This is a genomic window from Pedobacter sp. GW822-FHT03F06 (assembly GCF_058801365.1).
Window position 1 is genome coordinate 295,875 of record NZ_JBXANE010000004.1, and the last position, 18,442, is coordinate 314,316.

General features: G+C 38.6%; 13 protein-coding genes. All 13 read right to left on the bottom strand.

Going from position 1 to position 18,442, the window contains the following annotated elements; all coding sequences use genetic code 11:
- Positions 1-49 precede the first annotated feature (49 nt).
- Positions 50-1,999, bottom strand: coding sequence for a glycoside hydrolase family 97 protein (locus tag AC1RJ8_RS09005; RefSeq protein WP_492953408.1), 1,950 nt, complete (start codon positions 1,997-1,999; stop codon positions 50-52).
- A 67-nt stretch (positions 2,000-2,066) separates the two neighbouring features.
- Entirely contained in the window at positions 2,067-3,731 is a 1,665-nt protein-coding gene (locus tag AC1RJ8_RS09010; protein ID WP_492953407.1) for an FAD-dependent oxidoreductase, read from the bottom strand.
- A 1-nt stretch (position 3,732) separates the two neighbouring features.
- Positions 3,733-4,479: an SGNH/GDSL hydrolase family protein gene (locus AC1RJ8_RS09015; protein ID WP_492953406.1), complete on the bottom strand. Its 747-nt coding sequence runs from the start codon at positions 4,477-4,479 to the stop codon at positions 3,733-3,735.
- A gap of 13 nt (positions 4,480-4,492) precedes the next feature.
- On the bottom strand, positions 4,493-5,353 hold the full coding sequence (locus tag AC1RJ8_RS09020) for an ROK family protein (RefSeq protein WP_492953405.1): 861 nt from the start codon (positions 5,351-5,353) through the stop codon (positions 4,493-4,495).
- A 14-nt stretch (positions 5,354-5,367) separates the two neighbouring features.
- Positions 5,368-6,492: a glycoside hydrolase family 88/105 protein gene (locus tag AC1RJ8_RS09025; RefSeq protein ID WP_492953404.1), complete on the bottom strand. Its 1,125-nt coding sequence runs from the start codon at positions 6,490-6,492 to the stop codon at positions 5,368-5,370.
- Between the two features lie 17 nt (positions 6,493-6,509).
- Positions 6,510-8,090, bottom strand: a complete 1,581-nt coding sequence (locus AC1RJ8_RS09030) for a glycoside hydrolase family 28 protein (RefSeq protein ID WP_492953403.1) — start codon at positions 8,088-8,090, stop codon at positions 6,510-6,512.
- Positions 8,091-8,105: 15 nt separating this feature from the next.
- On the bottom strand, positions 8,106-9,257 hold the full coding sequence (locus AC1RJ8_RS09035) for a glycoside hydrolase family 76 protein (RefSeq protein WP_492953402.1): 1,152 nt from the start codon (positions 9,255-9,257) through the stop codon (positions 8,106-8,108).
- A 49-nt stretch (positions 9,258-9,306) separates the two neighbouring features.
- Entirely contained in the window at positions 9,307-10,440 is a 1,134-nt protein-coding gene (locus tag AC1RJ8_RS09040; RefSeq protein WP_492953401.1) for a SusE domain-containing protein, read from the bottom strand.
- A 22-nt stretch (positions 10,441-10,462) separates the two neighbouring features.
- A complete protein-coding gene (locus AC1RJ8_RS09045; RefSeq protein WP_492953400.1) occupies positions 10,463-12,271 on the bottom strand; it encodes a RagB/SusD family nutrient uptake outer membrane protein in 1,809 nt (602 codons plus the stop codon).
- Positions 12,272-12,289: 18 nt separating this feature from the next.
- Complete coding sequence (locus AC1RJ8_RS09050; protein ID WP_492953399.1) at positions 12,290-15,595, bottom strand: SusC/RagA family TonB-linked outer membrane protein; 3,306 nt, start codon at positions 15,593-15,595, stop codon at positions 12,290-12,292.
- 194 nt (positions 15,596-15,789) lie between these two features.
- Positions 15,790-16,926 carry a FecR family protein gene (locus AC1RJ8_RS09055; protein WP_492953398.1) on the bottom strand — a complete coding sequence of 379 codons (1,137 nt, stop codon included), beginning with the start codon at positions 16,924-16,926 and terminating at the stop codon, positions 15,790-15,792.
- A gap of 76 nt (positions 16,927-17,002) precedes the next feature.
- Positions 17,003-17,581: an RNA polymerase sigma factor gene (locus AC1RJ8_RS09060; protein ID WP_492953397.1), complete on the bottom strand. Its 579-nt coding sequence runs from the start codon at positions 17,579-17,581 to the stop codon at positions 17,003-17,005.
- Between the two features lie 112 nt (positions 17,582-17,693).
- The gene (locus AC1RJ8_RS09065) at positions 17,694-18,377 is read right to left on the bottom strand and encodes a DUF4142 domain-containing protein (RefSeq protein WP_492953396.1); all 684 of its coding nucleotides are present in this window, start codon (positions 18,375-18,377) and stop codon (positions 17,694-17,696) included.
- Positions 18,378-18,442 lie beyond the last annotated feature (65 nt).

Sequence of the window (18,442 nt, forward strand, 5' to 3'; positions counted from 1 at the left end):
GAGCTTATCCAGCCGATAAACTCCTTTAATTAAAACACATAAATACTTATTATTTAACGGGTTCTATCACAGCAACAAAACCACCGTCTTTTACCATATTGATATCGATCGTTTCTCCTGCTTTAATCGGTTTTACGATGCGTTTAAAATCCATTGCCTGAAAATCGGCATTGATGCCATCTTTGATCAGGGTGATCTGGTAATTTGCATTTGGTTTCAAAAAGCCAGCTTCAATCTTTAAGTCGTGTTTTTGATCATTGCCCATAGCGCCAACAAACCATTTTTCGCCTTTACGTTTGGCTGTAACGATATACTCACCAACACTTGCATCCAGAATTTTAGTTTCATCCCAGGTTACGGGAACGCTGGTAATAAACGAAGTTGTTTCTGGCTCTTTTAAATAGTTAAAAGGATTATCGGCCAGCATTTGAAAACCACTTTCAAAAACAATATACATGGCCAGCTGATGCGCCCTGGTACCAATGCTCATGGTATTTACCCAGCTAGGTTTATAATCCTCTTTATGCGCCGAACGCATGGCTCCAGGTGTATAATCCATCGGCCCCACTGCATTCCGCAAAAAAGGAAGAAATAAGTTGTTGTTCGGTGTGGCCAAACCGCCGCCAATATTTTGTTCCATACCTATAACGCCTTCATAAGAGAGCACATTAGGATAAGCCACTTCCAAACCAGCTGGTTTAAATGCACCATGGAAATCGACCAAAATATGGTGTTTAGCCGCCTCTTTAGCTACACGGGTATAGTAATTTACCATCCATTGATCGCTCCTGTCCATAAAATCTATTTTCACCCCTGCAATTCCCCACTTTTCCAGGGTTTCAAACACATTAAAATTATTTTCTACCGCCAGCCATGTAAACCAAAGTACAATTTTTACATTTTTCTGTTTGCCATAAGCAATTAATTCTTGCAGGTTTATGGTTGGATTAGGTTCAAAAGGATTAAGTGTTGTTTTCGCCCATCCCTCATCCATAATGATATAAGGAATACCAAATTTCGAAGCAAAATCGATGTAATATTTATAGGTATCCTGATTATAACCCGATTTAAAATCTACTCCATAAACGTATGCATTGTGCCACCATTCCCAGGTTACCTGACCAGGTTTTATCCATTTGGTATCTTGTAGCTGATTAGGTGTACTTAATTTATAAACCATTTGGTTGGCAGCCAATTGAGTATCTTTATCGGTAATGACCAAAAAACGCCATGGAAACGATCTTTTACCAGCTGTTTTAGCAATATATCCGGCTTCTTTTAATATTTTCTTGCTTCTATCTCCATCTTCTCCGAAAGCTAGGGGCACTTTAGGAAAAACAGCATCAATGGTTTTATCGTCTACCGCTTTAACAAATAAACATGGGTAATCATATAGATCTGCTTCTGATAAAAGTGCTTTATATTTTCCTGTATTAAACAATATTGGTAATACACTCATCTTCTCTTTATTCACTTTTCCCAGCTCGTTTTGGCGGTATAAAATCTCATACGAAGTTTTAAAACCACCTGTTTCTAAATAAGCTGCTTTAACCGGATCGTTAAAATTAAGATGTACATCTTCACTGTTTACAATGATCGAATCTTTTTTATTGGTGATGAAACGATAAGCGATTCCGTCGTTATAAGCCCTGAACTCTACACTGAAATCGCCCCTAAAATCCAATCGCAATAAATTATACTGATTTACTACAGTACTGTTTTTAAGCGGAACGATTGGATTCGAACTGGTATTAACCGAAGAAAATGTTTTCTTCAACAATTTTGGATCTGCACCAAGTTTTGCCTGATCCAGGTTTAACTGTAAGTAAGAATTGGCCAAAAAAGGATCGCCATTAAAGGTTACTGCATAGCCAATTTTATCTTTAATGGCTACCGATATTTTGATCCGTTTATCAGGTGACAACAGCTCTATGGGCGCACTAAAAAGTTTTACGGTGAACAACAGCAATAAAATAATTAATGATAGGTGTTTTTTCATATTTGATTGAGTTTCTTTCTGTGAAAATTTATATGGCAAGTACGATTTACTAATTCAATAAATCGTTTTAGTTAGCTAAAGTTAAATACTGTTTTTGATTTAACAACAGTTTTTTTAATTGATTATAATTTACATCCTGAATACTAATTCTATGGTCGATAGCCAAAGATGCCGCAGTGGCAGCTGATTCGCCCAGGATCATAAATACAGGTTCCATCCGTACAGATCCATACGCAATATGCGATGATGACAAACAGACCGGAACCAATAAATTTTTGCATTCGGTTTTCTTTGGTACTATAGCCTGATAGGAAATGCTATAAGGTTTTGGTGCTTTAACACCAATATCCCCTTCATTCTGTACGTAACCTTCTGGTGTAACATAACGTTGCACATTATGAGAATCTAAGGAGTAAGAGCCCATCCCTATCGGATTTGGCACTTCTTTTTTGCCTAGCACTTCATGCTCTGTCATCACGAAATCGCCCACCATTCTCCTGGCCTCACGAACATAAATCTGATAAGGCCAGTTCCCATTATCTTTAAACTCATCCTTTGCCAATCCCCATTTTTTAAAACGCTGTTGAATATCTTTTGGCATCCGTTGATCGTTAGCCATGAAATACATCAATCCTTTTTGATAATTTTCATGGGCCTTGACAATCTCTTTCCGCTTAGCATAGGTAGCTTCCGGATATTCATAGTTCATCCCAATAAAATCGGTGCTAAATGGTCCATGGTTATTGGTATCAGTTTTATGGTTAGGAATAGGGTCATATTTATTAAAAAGCTCGTTCCAGCCCGCATTGAAAACCCTTAAAAGTAATTCGTAATCCATTGGATTGTAGCGGTCTGGTTTGGGAAATCCGATCCTGTTTTCGGGCAGATCGGTAAGGCACATCCGGTAGCAATATGCCTGAAGTTTATGGTCTGCTTTTCCTTTTAGCCCGGGTTGATCAGTAGAAATGCCCATTAACAGGCCGCTTGTTTTATCTCCGGGAATTTTATAGGGATCGATCTTATTTTTAAAATAATGTGAATGCTGAAAAACCATGGTCTGTACACCATTCCATTGTTCTTGATAAACGGCATTTGCTTCTCTCCCTACATGATAGCTCACCTTTGCAGCAGCCATCAGATCTCCTTCGTATGTGGCATCGATAAACATTTTAGCGGCAAATATTTTCCCGGATAAAGTTTTGATATTGATTATTTTACCATCTTTCATCTCCACTCCTGCTTTGCGTTCCAACCATTCATTACGATATATGGTTAATTTATTTTCATTAACAAAATCTTCCATAATCTGCTCGGCAACATGGGGTTCGAAAATCCACATGGTCCGGTCCATTCCATCAATAGCGGGTGTGCCCTGTCCTTTGTTACCGTACTCTTCTTTTTTCTGCCATTTCCAGGCACTAGCTTGCTGGTAATGCTGATAAACCTTTTGATAAAATATTCTGGCGAGACCACCAATTACGGATTTATCACCTGTATCGGTAAAGCCAAGACCTGAGGCAGATAAACCGCCCAGATGCAAATCGGGTGAAACTACAATAACACTTTTGCCCATTTTAGTAGCCTGTACAGCAGCAATTATGCCGGCTGACGTTCCGCCATAAATCACAATATCTGCCTGATGTTCATTTTTTAGCTGACTATGGGCCATTACCGACATAAAAAAGCTGAATGCAATAAAACAGATCAAAATTTTCTTAATTGATATAACCATATCATTCTTGAGTTAAAAGTTTCTTTAAATATGCTGGATAACTGTCTCTATCTATCGTTCCGTCTCCTTTGGTAATACTATCTCCGAAACAAACAATATCTGTTTTCGGCAGCCGATGGTCGATAATATAATCGTAAACACTCAAGCCAATAAACCGATACCCATTCGCCGTTGGATGTATACCATCAGTTTTATTGCTGTTTGCTACATTCTGGATCAATGAATCTTTATCTGTTCCTATTTTTCCGATGGCTGAAAACCGATGGCCTAAATCAAGGAAATCAATTTTTTGCTGATCAGCAACTTTTCTGACCACATCATTTACCTGTTTGCGTCTTCCTTGTACTCCTTCTGGCTCATAAAATGAAGCAGGATGACGGGTAAGTAAATGCTCAGCATACATAGGCAAAATCGTCATCAGTAATACTTTGCTTCCTGAAGATTTTATTTTTTTCACCAAAGTGCTTAAATTATTTTCATATTGAGCAATTGGTACATGTTTAACACTATTCATATCATTGGTACCTACCATCAAAATGGTTAATTTAGGATGTTTTGTTAAACAATCCTGGTCAATCCTATTTAAAAGATCTGTCGTATTGTTTCCGCCAATCCCTGCATTTATAACCCTGGGATCTGATGAATCGCTGTTAACCTGGAGGCTTAAAGCATATACATAGCCTGATTTAACCAGCAATGCTGATGAAAGCACGGCAAGCGATCCTTTTATTGCTTTTCTTCTATTCATTTATTCTAATAAATTACGTACTTGCACTGGCACCTAACAGGGTTGCTTTTTCACCTAGCGTTGATTTTTTAACAGGGAAACTATAGCCCATCATTTCGGCCAGCTGTTTACGGGTTTCTTCCATAAAATAATCTTCAGCGAGTGCAATATTCCCTCCGATTACAGCAGCTACAGGCATTTTCTTTTTAATAAACTTATATATGAATTTAGCCAGATTGTAACTGAATTCGCGAAAAATAACATCAAAATAAGGAGATTTTGAATGGTTATCAATCAAATCTTTAACATCCGTAATCTGCAGGTTACTCAATTCGTAGAATCGTTTTACGAACCAGCGTGTAGAAATATAATCTTCAGCAATTCCAGTTAAAAACGGCATTTTCCATAAATCAGAATCGCGCGCTTTGCCTCTTGCAATGTGAGATGTGCCCAAGCCTGTTCCCAATGTTAAACCAATTGCTTTATCGAAACCGTATAAACTACCGCTGTACAGTTCTCCTTTTAAAAAACAGGCCGCATCATTCAAAAAGCTGATTTTATCTGCTTCAAAATTAATTTCTTCTGCCAATAACTGCTTGATATTTAAACCATAAAGCGATCGGAACTTTTCTTGGTCTTTAATTAAACAGATTCCGCTTTTATAATCCATAGGTCCGGGTATGGCAATCTTAATTTTCGCTGGTTTAACATTATAGGCGGCCATACAATGTTGTAGGGTATTTGCCCAGCCGTTTAATATTTCGTCTGCTGTACCATTTGCATCAATTCGATCACGCCGCCAGGTATTTTCCACTATAGTTCTATTTTTTAAATTGATGATCGCAGCCGTAATATGCGACCCGCCAATATCTACCCCCAAAACAATATTTCTCATATCTGATACATCTATTATTTTGTTAACAATGCAAAGCTGCACCATAATACAGGTGCCTGACCATGCATATCTCCGGTAATTCTTTGGCGGTCTAAATAATATTGCCGGTTATTTTCTTTATTTGTACCCTGACAAACTTCTCTCACATCTCCGTTGGTGTTGATGTATTTGGTTAACGCAATCCAGGCTTTGCGAGCCGATGGACCAAATTCTTCTTCTTTTAACCAGCCTTTTTTCATACCGGTAATAAAGGCAAAAGTAAACATGGCACTGCCTGATGTTTCTGGCCAACTGGCCTCATCATCAACCAACTGCAACCACATCCCATCTTCGGTTTGATATTGCTTTAAACTGCCCATCATGGTCTGATAGGCTTTCAATATCTTTGGTCTGTCGGGGTTATCTTTCGGTAGCGAACTTAACAACTCAGTCATACCCGCAGCCATCCAACCATTTCCTCTTCCCCAGAAAAAAGGCACATCGGGCGCATGGTAAAACAATCCATTTGGGCGTTGAATCGAATCTAAATAAACCGCCATTTCATGCGCTGCCCGGTCAATGTATTTCCGGTCGCCTGTAGCACGATAGGCTTGAGCCTGAATATTGGTGATCATATACATATCATCTATCCACATACGCGTTTGCCACGACAAACCCTTATCCAACAATGCGCTATATTCCGGTTTTGGTTTTGCAGGCATTGTCCATTGCTGATCGGCAAACCATTTTCCCATGTCTAAATACACAGGAATTTTGTATTGAATATAAAGTTCTAATGGCAATGAACCGAAAATATTGGGATCAACATGATCTGGCCTGGGCTGAAGGTTCTTTTTCTCATATAATAAAGGCCGGAAACGCTGCTCTAACTTATCTGCCATTGCTTTATCGCCTATAGTTGAGGCGAATTTTAGCGCACCATACCAAGCACACACCTCTGAGTAAGTGATTGAGCCTGGAGGTGTTGGAAAACCAAAATTGGTATGTGGCGTTTCTAAATAGTGTTTGCTTAATTTGTTCCCTATTTCTAATGGAGCAGTACCTTTTGGCCAATCTTTAAAATATTTGTTCTGAGCAAAGGTTTGTGTACAAATTGAAATAGAGGCAATAATTAGAAAAATTAAATTAATCTTTTTCATTGGTTTAATTTATTATGTTATCGGGCTGATACTTTGATGTCATCAGCAAAAGCAATATCTGTCATTCTTAATTCTTTTAAATTTTGGGCAGGCAAGCTTAAACCAGGCATTTTTATATTACTGAATATTAATCGACTAATACAATTTACTTCACTTACTCCTTTAATTTTACCAGGAGATTTACCTGCATCTCTAACCACAATATTTTTAACTGTGATGTTGGAAATAGGCCCGCTTCCTTTCTTATCGCCATTTTGCATAAAAAATATGGCCCAGGTTCTGTGGTCGTCATTTTGATAACTCAACCTTTCGATATCAATCCCATCGAAAACTACATTTTTAACAAAAGCAGTTCCCCATTTATGGTGAATCCCAATGCCCACGGCAGCATCGTAAACCACACAGTTTTTAAACTTGATATTGCTTTGTGGTTGCATTACGCCTTGCCCGATCTTAAAGCCGTAACAGTAAGTCCACGAAATACAATCTTCAAAAACAATATTCTTTTGTGCTTTTGGGCTACCTGGCCAATTTCTGCAGAGATCGGTATTTTGTTCCCAGGTTTTTGTAGAGAAAGGATCATCAAGCGCGATACCAATGGCATGTTTAACCAACACATTTTCGGATTCGATAACATCTACACCATCGTTTTCGCCCATATCGAACCGGTTAAAGAGTTTGAAGTTTTTCAATACGACATTTCTAGACCGTGTTGGAATAATTGCCCAGGCACCAGAATTACGGATAATCAATCCATCAAGGGCAAAATCCTCGGCACCCATTATAGCAAGGATGTGATTTCCGATTTTTCCCTTTTCTGTGGCAAATTTGCCATTACCATCTAAAGTACCGTTGCCAAATAATTTAATGTGCTTAGCATCCATTTTGGTATAAATCCACCAGGTAATGTTTCTTTTCTGAGAATCTTTTCTTGCATTTATGGTATAATCTTCGGCTTTGCCCGAAAAAAGCAGTACCGCTCCTTCTTCCAGATAAATGTTAGTATTGCTCTTAAGTTCAATATTACCCACTTTATATACACCTGCTGGAATGTAAACAGTCCCATTTTTATGGGCTGAAGCATCATTTATGGCATTCTGTATGGAGTTGGTTGTTAAAGTTTTACCAGTCGAATCTGCATGATAAACCGGCTCTAGCACATTAAAAATACCTTTCCCGCTCGACTTTGGCTTCTTTTTAACCTGAGCATCGGCCACAATTACGAGCTCCTTCTTTTTGTTGATCTTAACGATGAGGTAATCTCCCTTACGGATGGTAAAGGTTAACTGTTTTGCCTTGGACTTGGCATTAATATTTAATTTTTTAGGACTAATATTATATGTTGTAATATCTTCATCGGATAAAGAAACGGTCACTTCAGCCGTTTCTGCAGCCATCAAAAAATGGACATAATCATATTTTTCAGTATAATTAACCACCGGAATATCTATGTCCGAAACTGCCAGATTAAATATAAATGATTTTGTATAAATTGACGGTAAAGGATAGGTAGATACAGGTTTTAAGCTAATGTTACCTGCAAACAATATTGCAGGCAACATTAAGAGCGTACATAATATTTTGATTTTTTTGCTCACGTATATTCAATTAAATTATTGTACAATGCCTGCTCTTTTCAGTTCGTCCAATGTTTCGAGCAGCATAATAGCGCTCAGTTGAACTGAACAATCTCCGGTTTTCGAACTGGGTTTACTCACCCAATCAGATCCAAACATATTCTCTGGCGTTCGGAGGGCTTTAGTGTATAAACTTTGACCATTGTTTTTTAAATACTTTAAGTAAAGCTGTTTGGTGTAATCATCAACTGCTTTTTTTAATAAAAGCTGCGCCATGTATCGGATAAAAATCCCTTTAAAAAGACCGCCATCACCAGAGTTTTCGCCTTTTAAAATGCCGTTTGGCGAGAATTTGGTTGCATCGTTCATGATATAATTTGCATTCCGAACGGCATCGTCTAAATAAGTTTGATCTTTGGTAATGAGATAAAGTTCTAAACCAGCACCAAGCCATGTACCTTGATTATAGGTATATAGTGCGCCTTCGCTGGTATTTCCATAGGCATCCCAAACCACCCCTCGTGCAGGTTCAACTAAATAGGCCTTCATCCAGGTATAAATCTTTTTTGCCCATTCCAAATCATCAGCTTTTTTATCCAATTGGTACATTCTGGCAGCAATAATAGCTGCCGGGGCATTGGAACAAGCATTTTTTGAATCTGCAGAGCCTGATGCCCACATAATCCCCCCGTTTTTTACCGTAGTCCACCCTACTTTGATCCAGCCCCAAAGCTGATCTGCAGCCTGCTTGTATTCAATATCTCCAGTTGCATCATAAGCCCTTAAACAGGCCAATGCCCACCATTCCATATCATCGTAAAAAGTATTTTTGTAGGTATTGCCATTTTTAACGTAACAACCTTTTAGCAAAGCTTTCATTTTAGCAAGATACTTGGCATCTTTTGTTCTTTTGTAGGCATCAACATGTACATCCAGGGCATGGGCATTCCACCAATAATTAAAGCCCACATTACCATCGTTGTTTTGGTTATAATAGTTTTGGCTGGTGTTGTAAAATTGAACATCCAGTGCAAGCTGCGCATCGTCAGCAGCTTTTGCCCAATCAACCTCTACCGGTGGTGCAACAGGTTCTGGTGGCGTTACCGAGGTTTTATCTTTTTTACAGGCTAAAAAACAAATCGTAATAAGCAGCCCGCTAAGTATTATATATTTCGAAAATAATTTCATGGCATGGAAAGTTATGGCGGTTAATCGTATCGAAAAACCGCCGTGAATTTTATTTAAAAGTTACTTTATGGGTGTAATCGGCAGTCGATTGCAGCCTGAACTCGATATCTGTTTTCTGTGCTTCTGCTGCAAATTTGTAGGTATAATCGTATTGCGAATTATCCACTTCTTTTAGCAAAAAATAACTTGCCGGACTAGAAGATGTTGCCCTTACATTATCCTTAACCGAGCTACCCCAGTTTTTAACCGTTACTGTACCAGCTGCATCTTTTTCAGTAACCCTAAATTTATAGCGTTCATCTTTACCCCAGGATTCTGTTTTCCAAACAATGGGTACATCTGTCGCTTTCCAAACTCCTGCGGCATCGTAAGTTAAAGTGTTCTGAATTTTATTATAACCCGAAAACCACAAACCAACCGACTGAATTTCGGTAAAGGTTGCTGCTGATTTATTGAAATCGAGATTGATGCGGTAGACTGTTTTAGCGGTAGCCGGACTGACCACTTCTGTTCCTTGTTTTATCACACCGGCATCAATAACGAAAGTTAATGCTGATCCCGTAATCTTATCAACCAATTTATAACTGCCAGCATTTAAGGCTGTATAGATTTCGAACACACCATCTGATATTTTTTTGAAAGGCTGTGCTTTAGTTAAATCTGTTCCTCCCTCACTTGCGGCACCCGTTATAAAAACAGTAGCAGGGTTTTCTGCAAAACCAGCCGGACGTTTCAGTTCGATTATACCAGCACCAGAAGTAGCCGCAATAACACCATTAGAAGCGATAACCTGCCATTTAACCTTACCGCTGGCTAATTCGAAAATACCAGCCGCAGCCGCAATTTTGTTCATTTCTTTGTGAGATAATGACAATTTATTATCGACGCCTACCTTTGCGGGAATCCCTGTATAAACTGGTTTTGAAAAATCGCCGCTTTCTTTATCGAAAACAACTTTATAAAATGCTAAGGTATAATTCCCCGTTGTTGCCGCGTTCCATTCAAACGTAACTACCGCATTGCTCGAGGGACTCAGGTTTATTACCATATTATTTGCTGGCGCACTAAGTGTTGGCTGTGTGATGGTTGTGGTTACATTATCTATCCGATCCTTTTTACAAGAGAATAAGAATAACAGGCAAAGCATGCCCATAGCATATTTGTTTTTAAATATTCTGTTCATTTTATGATCTATTAAAATTGGATTACCAGCCTGGGTTGCCTACAAGTTTTTTGTCTTTGTTCAATTCTGATTGAATGATGTTCCATAGGTAGTTTTTCTTCAAGAAGACTCTATTCTCAAATACTACTCTTTTTTGAAAATCAGCAGAGGTTGTGGCATTAACATCCATTCCATAAAAAGGTCCGCCATCTGTTTGATCTGCTATTTTCCACCTACGGGTATCAAAATACCGAAAACTCTCAAAAGCCAGTTCAACCCTTCTTTCTTTCCGAATGGCATCTCGCCAGGCCGCCTGGTTTGTAGGTTCCGGTACCTGATTGGCTGCCGAACCATATTGAGGAATTCCTGCACGTTCTCTGATCAGGTTAATGTATTTTTTAATATCGGCATTTCCTGGGGTATACTCGTTCAGTGCTTCAGCATAATTAAGGTAGATTTCGCCTAACCTGAAAATGATTTCTGCTCTGTCCGCAATTTGATCGGGTCCTACTTTGCTGTTTGGATTAACCATCTTACGAACAACATAACCTGTTCTAGACCAGTTGCGCCCTGTGTACTGACCACTATTCCCACCTTTATACAATTGAATCGTTATTGGTGATGGTCCGGTTCCGCTATTGTTATTACTGGCATTATTGATCCATTTGCTCAAGTTGAAAGTAATGTTGACATAAAAACGAGGTTCTCTGTTCACATACATGTTTGAAGTGCCTGCTGCATAGTAATTATTCGCAGTGGAAGTAGTTCCAACTTCGGTATAACCTGAAGCCGGATCATCTATCGATCTTCCGTTTGCTGTAAAAAATGCATCAACCGCCTGTTGTGTGGCTCCCCAGGACGACCATCCGCCCAGAATATAAGGCGAACCGTTTTTATCAATGGAATACAGTTTATCATCTACCAACCGGCAAAGAATAACTTCCGAATTCCAATCTTTAAGCCAAAGGTTTTTAAGCGATTCGTAAGGTTTAATATTTCCACCTGCATCCAGTTCTTTATACAAACTATAATCAGGCATATCTATTAGCTCTTTTGATGCATCAGCAGCTCTTTTCCATTTATTCGCATCAAATGTCTGGTTGATCAACACCTTTCCATCCAAATTCTTAAAACCGGCATAATCGGTGTTCCCATTATACAAAGGGCTTGCTGCATATAACAGGGTACGTGATTTAACGGCCAGGGCCATTCCTTTTTTCCATCTTCCAAACTCGCGGGTATTGCCCTGCGAAACGGGTAAATCTGCAATGGCTTTATCCAGTTCTGAAACAATATAATTGACACATTCATCATAGCTATTTCTTGGAAAACTAAAATCTTCGATAGATGCATCTGGTGGAATAGGCAGATCTGGTAATATGATTACAGGCCCATATTGAGCAATGAGACAAGAATAAAAATAGGCCCTTAATGCCCTTGCTTCGGCTACGTACTGTTTAATTAATTGTGGTTCGATTTCGGGATTTTCGGGTACACGTTGCATAAAATAAGATGCCCTGCGGATCCCCTGATAATAATAGATCCATAAATTATAATCTCCACGGTTTTTATCCCAGTTGCCCAAATTCATCGAATAAGTTGGATAATCGTTGTAGGTTACATCAGCCTCATCCGATAAACCTTCCCATGGGCTTCCTAGATTCCAATCGCTGTTTGATTTGATATAGGTGTAAATTCCAGCCAAATATTTCTCAGATTCAATTTTCTTTTTGAAAACATCATCAATGGTCTGTTTGTCATCAGGTACCTGATCGAGGAATTTTTTACAGGCGGTTAAAGAGCAGATCAACACTAAAATGAGAGCTGCTTTTAAAAATATATTTCTTTTCATATCCTAAGGATTTTAAAATTAAAAAGTAGCACTTACACCTAAACTGTAGGTTTTGATATTGGGATAGGAAGTCCCAGAACTTCTGGGTCCGGAATCTGTACCACCTCCTAACTCAGGGTCCCAGTATTTAAAAGGACTTATGGTAAAGAGGTTATAACCGATGAAATACAGCCTGAGTTTCTGCAAACCCATAAATGAAATGGCTTCCTTTTTAAAGGTATAGCCGAAATCCAGGGTTTTAAGCCTGAGGAAACGTCCATTGATTAAAAAGTGGCTGTTTGTAGCATAATTTTGGTTGATATCTGCACCATATGAAAGACGCGGGTAAAAAGCATCTTGCCTTGGGTTTTGAGGGGTCCAGCGATCTAATACATTGGCATATAAACTTCCTTTTGCCGAACCGTTTCTAAATGGCATAAACTCATTCGCGAAATAAAAATCAACTGATCCCGTACCCTGAAAAAACGCGCCTAACGAAAAGCCTTTATAGCCAAATGTTCCACCAAAACCATATAATATCTGAGGCACCTGATCTTTACCAATGAATGTCCGATCGTCGGCATTGATGGCCCCATCACCATTTAAATCTCTGAATTTCAGATCACCGGCTTGCACTACGCCAGTAGTTCTGGCTACTGCAGGGTTATCTATTTCTGCTTGTGTATAAAATCCATCGGCAATGTATCCTGTTCTTGTAAAAACAGATCGGCCTCTTGATTCCTGCCAAGGAAATGCTGGGACAGGCGAATCATCTTCGATCACTTTATTTTTATTATAGGTAAACGTACCTTGCAAAGACATTGAAAAAACACCGAAATTTTTATCAAAATTCCCTGTAAAATCGATTCCTTTTGCCTCCGTTTTACCTAAATTACCCAACAGGTTATTTCTAACGCCTACAAAATCAGGAACACCTTTTCTCACGGTAAAAATATTATCACGTTTACGGCTAAATACGTCAAACTGTAGGCTCAGCGCATTGTTCCAGGTTTTAAGTTCTAAGCCCAGATTTAAATCTTTTTCAGTTTCCCAGGTGGCATCTACCGGGTAATCGGCAATATCTATTCCCTGAAGCACATTATCCCCTCTAACCTGACCATATTGATATGCACCAGTTGTATTACCTACTGTTCCTATGTAAGAAAAACGCCTTCCTCCAATGTTACTGCTTCCTACAGTTCCATAAGAAGCTCTCAGTTTTATCAATTGGAAGACCTGGTTAGCATTACCATAAAACTTTTCGTTAGAAATTACCCATCCAACCGCATAAGATGGAAAGAAACCATAACGTTTATGAGGAGCAAAATTTTCGGCTCCGTTATAACCAAAGGTAACTTCGGCCAAATAACGGTCATCATAAGAATAAGTGGCCCTTCCCACTCCTCCTAAACTCCGGTAAGGGATAGAACCGATTAAATCTCCAGCCGTAGCACTCACCTTATCACTTTGGTAATACAGGGCAAGTCCACCTAATTTATGTTTTCCAAAAGTACGGGCATAATTGATTGCACCTTCCAAGTAGAACTGGCGACTACCCCCATTTGATCTTGAAAACGAAAGATAATCCTGACCAGGGTTAATGCTGCTATAAACCAGATCACCAGCTGCATTTCTTGAAGTTGCGTAATAAGTTGTCGGCGTTTTCCCCCTGGCAAGTGTATTGGTGTTGGTCGCATCAAATGAGTATAATAAATGCGACGACAAACCCTTAACAAGGCTACCCAAATCTTGCGTAACTCTAATATCAGACATGATCTGATTCTCATAGGTGGTAGAATAGCCTCTGTTGGTAAGTAACCCGTATGAACTGTATAATCCACCACCAGTAGATAAAAAGGGTTCTCTATTATCCGGATACATTACCGGATACAAAATTGGATATGTTCTTAGCGAATTCGCAAAAATATCACTAGTACCTGTACCAGGATAATTCCCGTTAGATAACCAGCCTTTAATTCCTAAATCAATCGTGGTGCTCTTGGTTGCTTTTAAGGTTAAAGCTGAGCTGAAATTCACCCTCGAATATTTAATAGAAGAGTTGTATTGCTGTAACCCATCTGTTTTAAACAAACCTGTTTCATCATAATAACCTGCAGAAACATAATAGGTAGATTTTTCTCCTCCGCCTCTAATACTCAAGTTTGCTTTGCGGTTGTGGCCAAAATCATTAAAAATTTCGTCAAACCAGTTCACATTTGGATATAAATAGGGATCTACCTGTGTAAACGTTTTGTTGATGAGGTCTTCAGAATAAATGGGATTTCCACCTCTCGTAGTATTGGCCTCATTGGCCATTTGCATATAGGTTACACCATCTGCTGTTTCTGGTACACGCGTAAATTGGGTAAGCCCCTGGTAATAATCTAAATTAATATCTGTGCGTCCGGCTTTACCTCTTTTGGTTGTGATTAAAATTACGCCGTTTGCACCCCTAACACCATAAACAGATGTAGAAGATGCATCCTTCAGAATAGAAAAGCTCTCTATATCATTCGGATCGATATTACTAAAAGCCCTTTCTACACCATCAACCAAAATAAGCGGCGTATTATTGCCCGTTGTAATTACGCCCCTGATCCATAAATCTGCCCCATCTCTGCCTGGCTCCCCACTTCTTTGAACACCTACCAGGCCTGAAACACGGCCTGCTAAAACGGTAGAGATATTGGCTACTGGCTGTTTTAGCGATTCTACATCTAAGGTAGACTGGGCACCCAAGGTTTCAATCTTTCTCTGTTTCTGTCCGAAAGCTACTACCACAACCTCATTTAAAGAATTGTTTACAGGCTTTAAGATAATTGTTAAATTTTTTCTTTTTTCGACGGGCACTTCTTGCGGATCGTAACCAATAAAACTGATCAGCAAAGTTGCATCTTCCTGCGCTTTGATTGTAAATTCTCCATTTGGATTGGTAGCAACTGTTAGTGTACCGCCTTTAATTTTTACCGTAGCACCCGGAATGGCCTGATTGGTTTCATCCAATACCTTACCTTTTATGATAATTTCATCTTTTTCGGCTAGCGGATTCGTATTTCTTTTACGTAATACGATTGTTCTTTGTTCGATTACATAGGTAAAAGGCTGTCCTGCAAAACATTTCTCCAAAACTTTTAAAAAAGGTTCGTTTATGGCGGTTAGCGTAATGGGATTGGCAGATTTAATCAGCGCATCTTCATAATAAAAATTATAATTGCTCTGCAAATGCAGGGCCTTTAAAACTTTATCGATAGAGGCATTATTTACGCTTAAATTGATGTTTTGAGCATGGGTACTTGCATTGAGCTGTACCGCAAAAGCAAACATTAAAATCAATATAAATTTCATGCGGATGAGAAATTTAAATGACATGAGGGGTTGCCCACAGCATGTAGTTGTGTTAAAAAATTTATACATTTGGTTAGTAAGTTAAATGTAACTTGTGTCGAAATAGGTTTATTTGATTTGCATTTTTGGCTTGTCCAATCGACCTGAAGTGGCTCAAAACACTTCGGGTCTTTTTTAAGCCGGTTGAGTATGGCTTATTTCATAACAACGACCCTCCTCCCTACAATTTTAAATTTCACTGAACCGGTTAATTCCATTGTTCTTAGTACATCGGTAACTTTTCCAAACCGCGAAATCGTTCCGCTATAATATTGCTTGTTAAAATCCCCCTCATAATCAACTTCGATATCGTACCACCTCGAAATCTGGTTCATTATGGAGTATAAGTTATTATGATTGAACAAAAACAAACCGTTTTTCCAGGCGATACTTTCAGCAGCATCCGTCATTGTACTCAGCTCTAAAATCCTCGATTGATTAAAGTTGACTACCTGCTCGCCCGGTTTCATCATTTTACTTTCAGCACCTTTGCTCACCAATACCTTTCCTTCTAATAAGGTGGTTTTAGTTTCTGTTTCATCAGGGTAAGCATTGATATTAAAATGTGTTCCCAATACCTGAACATCTTGTGTTTGGGTATGCACCACAAAAGGCATTTCTTTATTTTTATAAACTTCGAAATAAGCTTCACCACTTAGTTCTACATTTCTTTTCTTACCATCAAAAATTACAGGATATTTTAAAGATGATGATGCGTTTAACCAAACATTAGTACCATCAGGCAGTATAATCTTGTACTGACTGCCACGCGGCGTTTCTATCGTGTTAAAGGCATTTAAATTGGTTTCGTTTTTTTCAACATCCAACACTTCGTAAACCAGTTCTCCTTTGGCTGTTTTTTTGATGCGTATCCCAGCAAGGCTATCTAAAACTAATGTGGATGCATTTTTATCGAGAATAATCTTACGCCCATCGGCCAAAGTTAAAATGGCCCTATCTGTACCTGGCAAAATCTTTTCCGCAGGATTGGCTATTTTCGCAGTAAATTCATTTTTTGGGCGGATAGCAAAATAAATTACGATGGAAGCCACAATTACCAGTACTGCCGCCGCAGCAATCATCTTTTTAAATAATGAAAAGACTTTGGGTTGCTTCTCTTTTGGCAGGTTGGCTGCTATTGCCGCCAAATCATCAGCTATTTCATGTTCAGTTAAAGGAAAGCCATCGGCATGATAATCCAGATAGGAACTTTCTACCAAGGCTTTTTCTTCTTCGGTACATTCGCCTGCGAGATATCTTTTAAGTAAATCTTGAATTTGGTTAGTTTGCATTGGTTTATTGAACACCTTTCTTATGCTCATTAAACTATAGACGGGCGACTAAACCTTATGGGGTAGAAAAAAACAATTATTTTTCGAATAAAAAAATCAAAGCGAAAATAACACTCAGTTTAGGGCGCATAATTTTAAGTGCGTTCTGGATCTGTTTCCGAACCGTTTGCTCTGAAATGCCGAGTTCGGCCGCAATTTCCTTATGGCTTAAATGTTCTTTCCTGCTCAATTCGAAAACCTGACGCATTTTTTCTGGCAAGGCAGCAATTTCTTGCTCAATAAGCTGCATTAATTGTTTATGCCTGATTAAATGATCAGTTAAATCATTTGTTTCGAGTGTGTAGTTTTCTAAATAAGATACATAACCAGAAGCAACATTTTGATGTGCAACATGATCCAAAACGCGGTTTCTAAGCGCAGTATATAGATACGCCGATGGAGCAGTTTTTATGATAATTTCATGCCGTTTTACCCAAAGCGTAGTAAATAAATCCTGCACTAAATCTTTGGCCAATTCTCTATCGCCTACCTTTTTATAAGCATGTGTATATAATAATCTGCTGTACTTACCATAAATTTCTGCGTATGCGGCATGGTCATCCTGTTGTAAACGGATGAACAATTCTACATCTGCATCATGGTTTATTGGAGACATATATTTGGTTAGGGATAAACAAATATATTAATTATTTAAACTTATCAAACCAATATAAATCGATTTAGAAGAATATAAAGGCAAGTTTACAATGCTAAATAACGTAAAGCTATTATTTAGCCAGGGCTTTAATATGTTTTAAATGTTTTTTCAATATTGGTAAATATTTATTTGCATATGCTTTAACATCACTATCGGTAGATTTCGATGCCTTATCAAATAGTGCAACTGCATTTTGATAATCAATAACCATCATCTCGATATATGCTTTATCAAATGAAGCCCCGCTTAAATTATTTAATTTTTCAATCGCATTCGTCACGCCAGTTTCAGTAGCACCATTCGCATTTTTTTTAGCCAGACCAGTATTACCTGCCTCACCTTCGGCATTTTTGGTTCGCGAGGTATCTTTCATGTTTTCAGGTGATGAATCTACCCTGCCATCTGGTCGTAGTTCACCCTCCGGCCTACTCATTGGCAAGTTTACTTTCTTAAGTTTCGCCAATGACCTTAATTCTTCATTGGCCTTTGTATGATCATCAACCATCATCTGGCCAAACGCCTTTATCTTTCGATCTGTTGCTTTCTCTGCCGCAAGTTTCCCGGTCGATACCTCTTTCATTCCGGCAATAGCCGCCTGTTGCAAAAATTGCGCGGTGGTTAAACTATCTTGTTGATTAATGTAATCAAGTGATCTTGCATAATGCCAGTCTGCTTTTGCAACAGCATTAAAGGAAGCAGCCGAAATAATCATTCCCACTACTGCTATTTTCCTGGTATTGCCATGGTTTTTCATAATAAGTAATTAAGGTAAATGCATTAGTAAAACCCCTCTTACATTTAAAAAGTTTGAGCAAATCA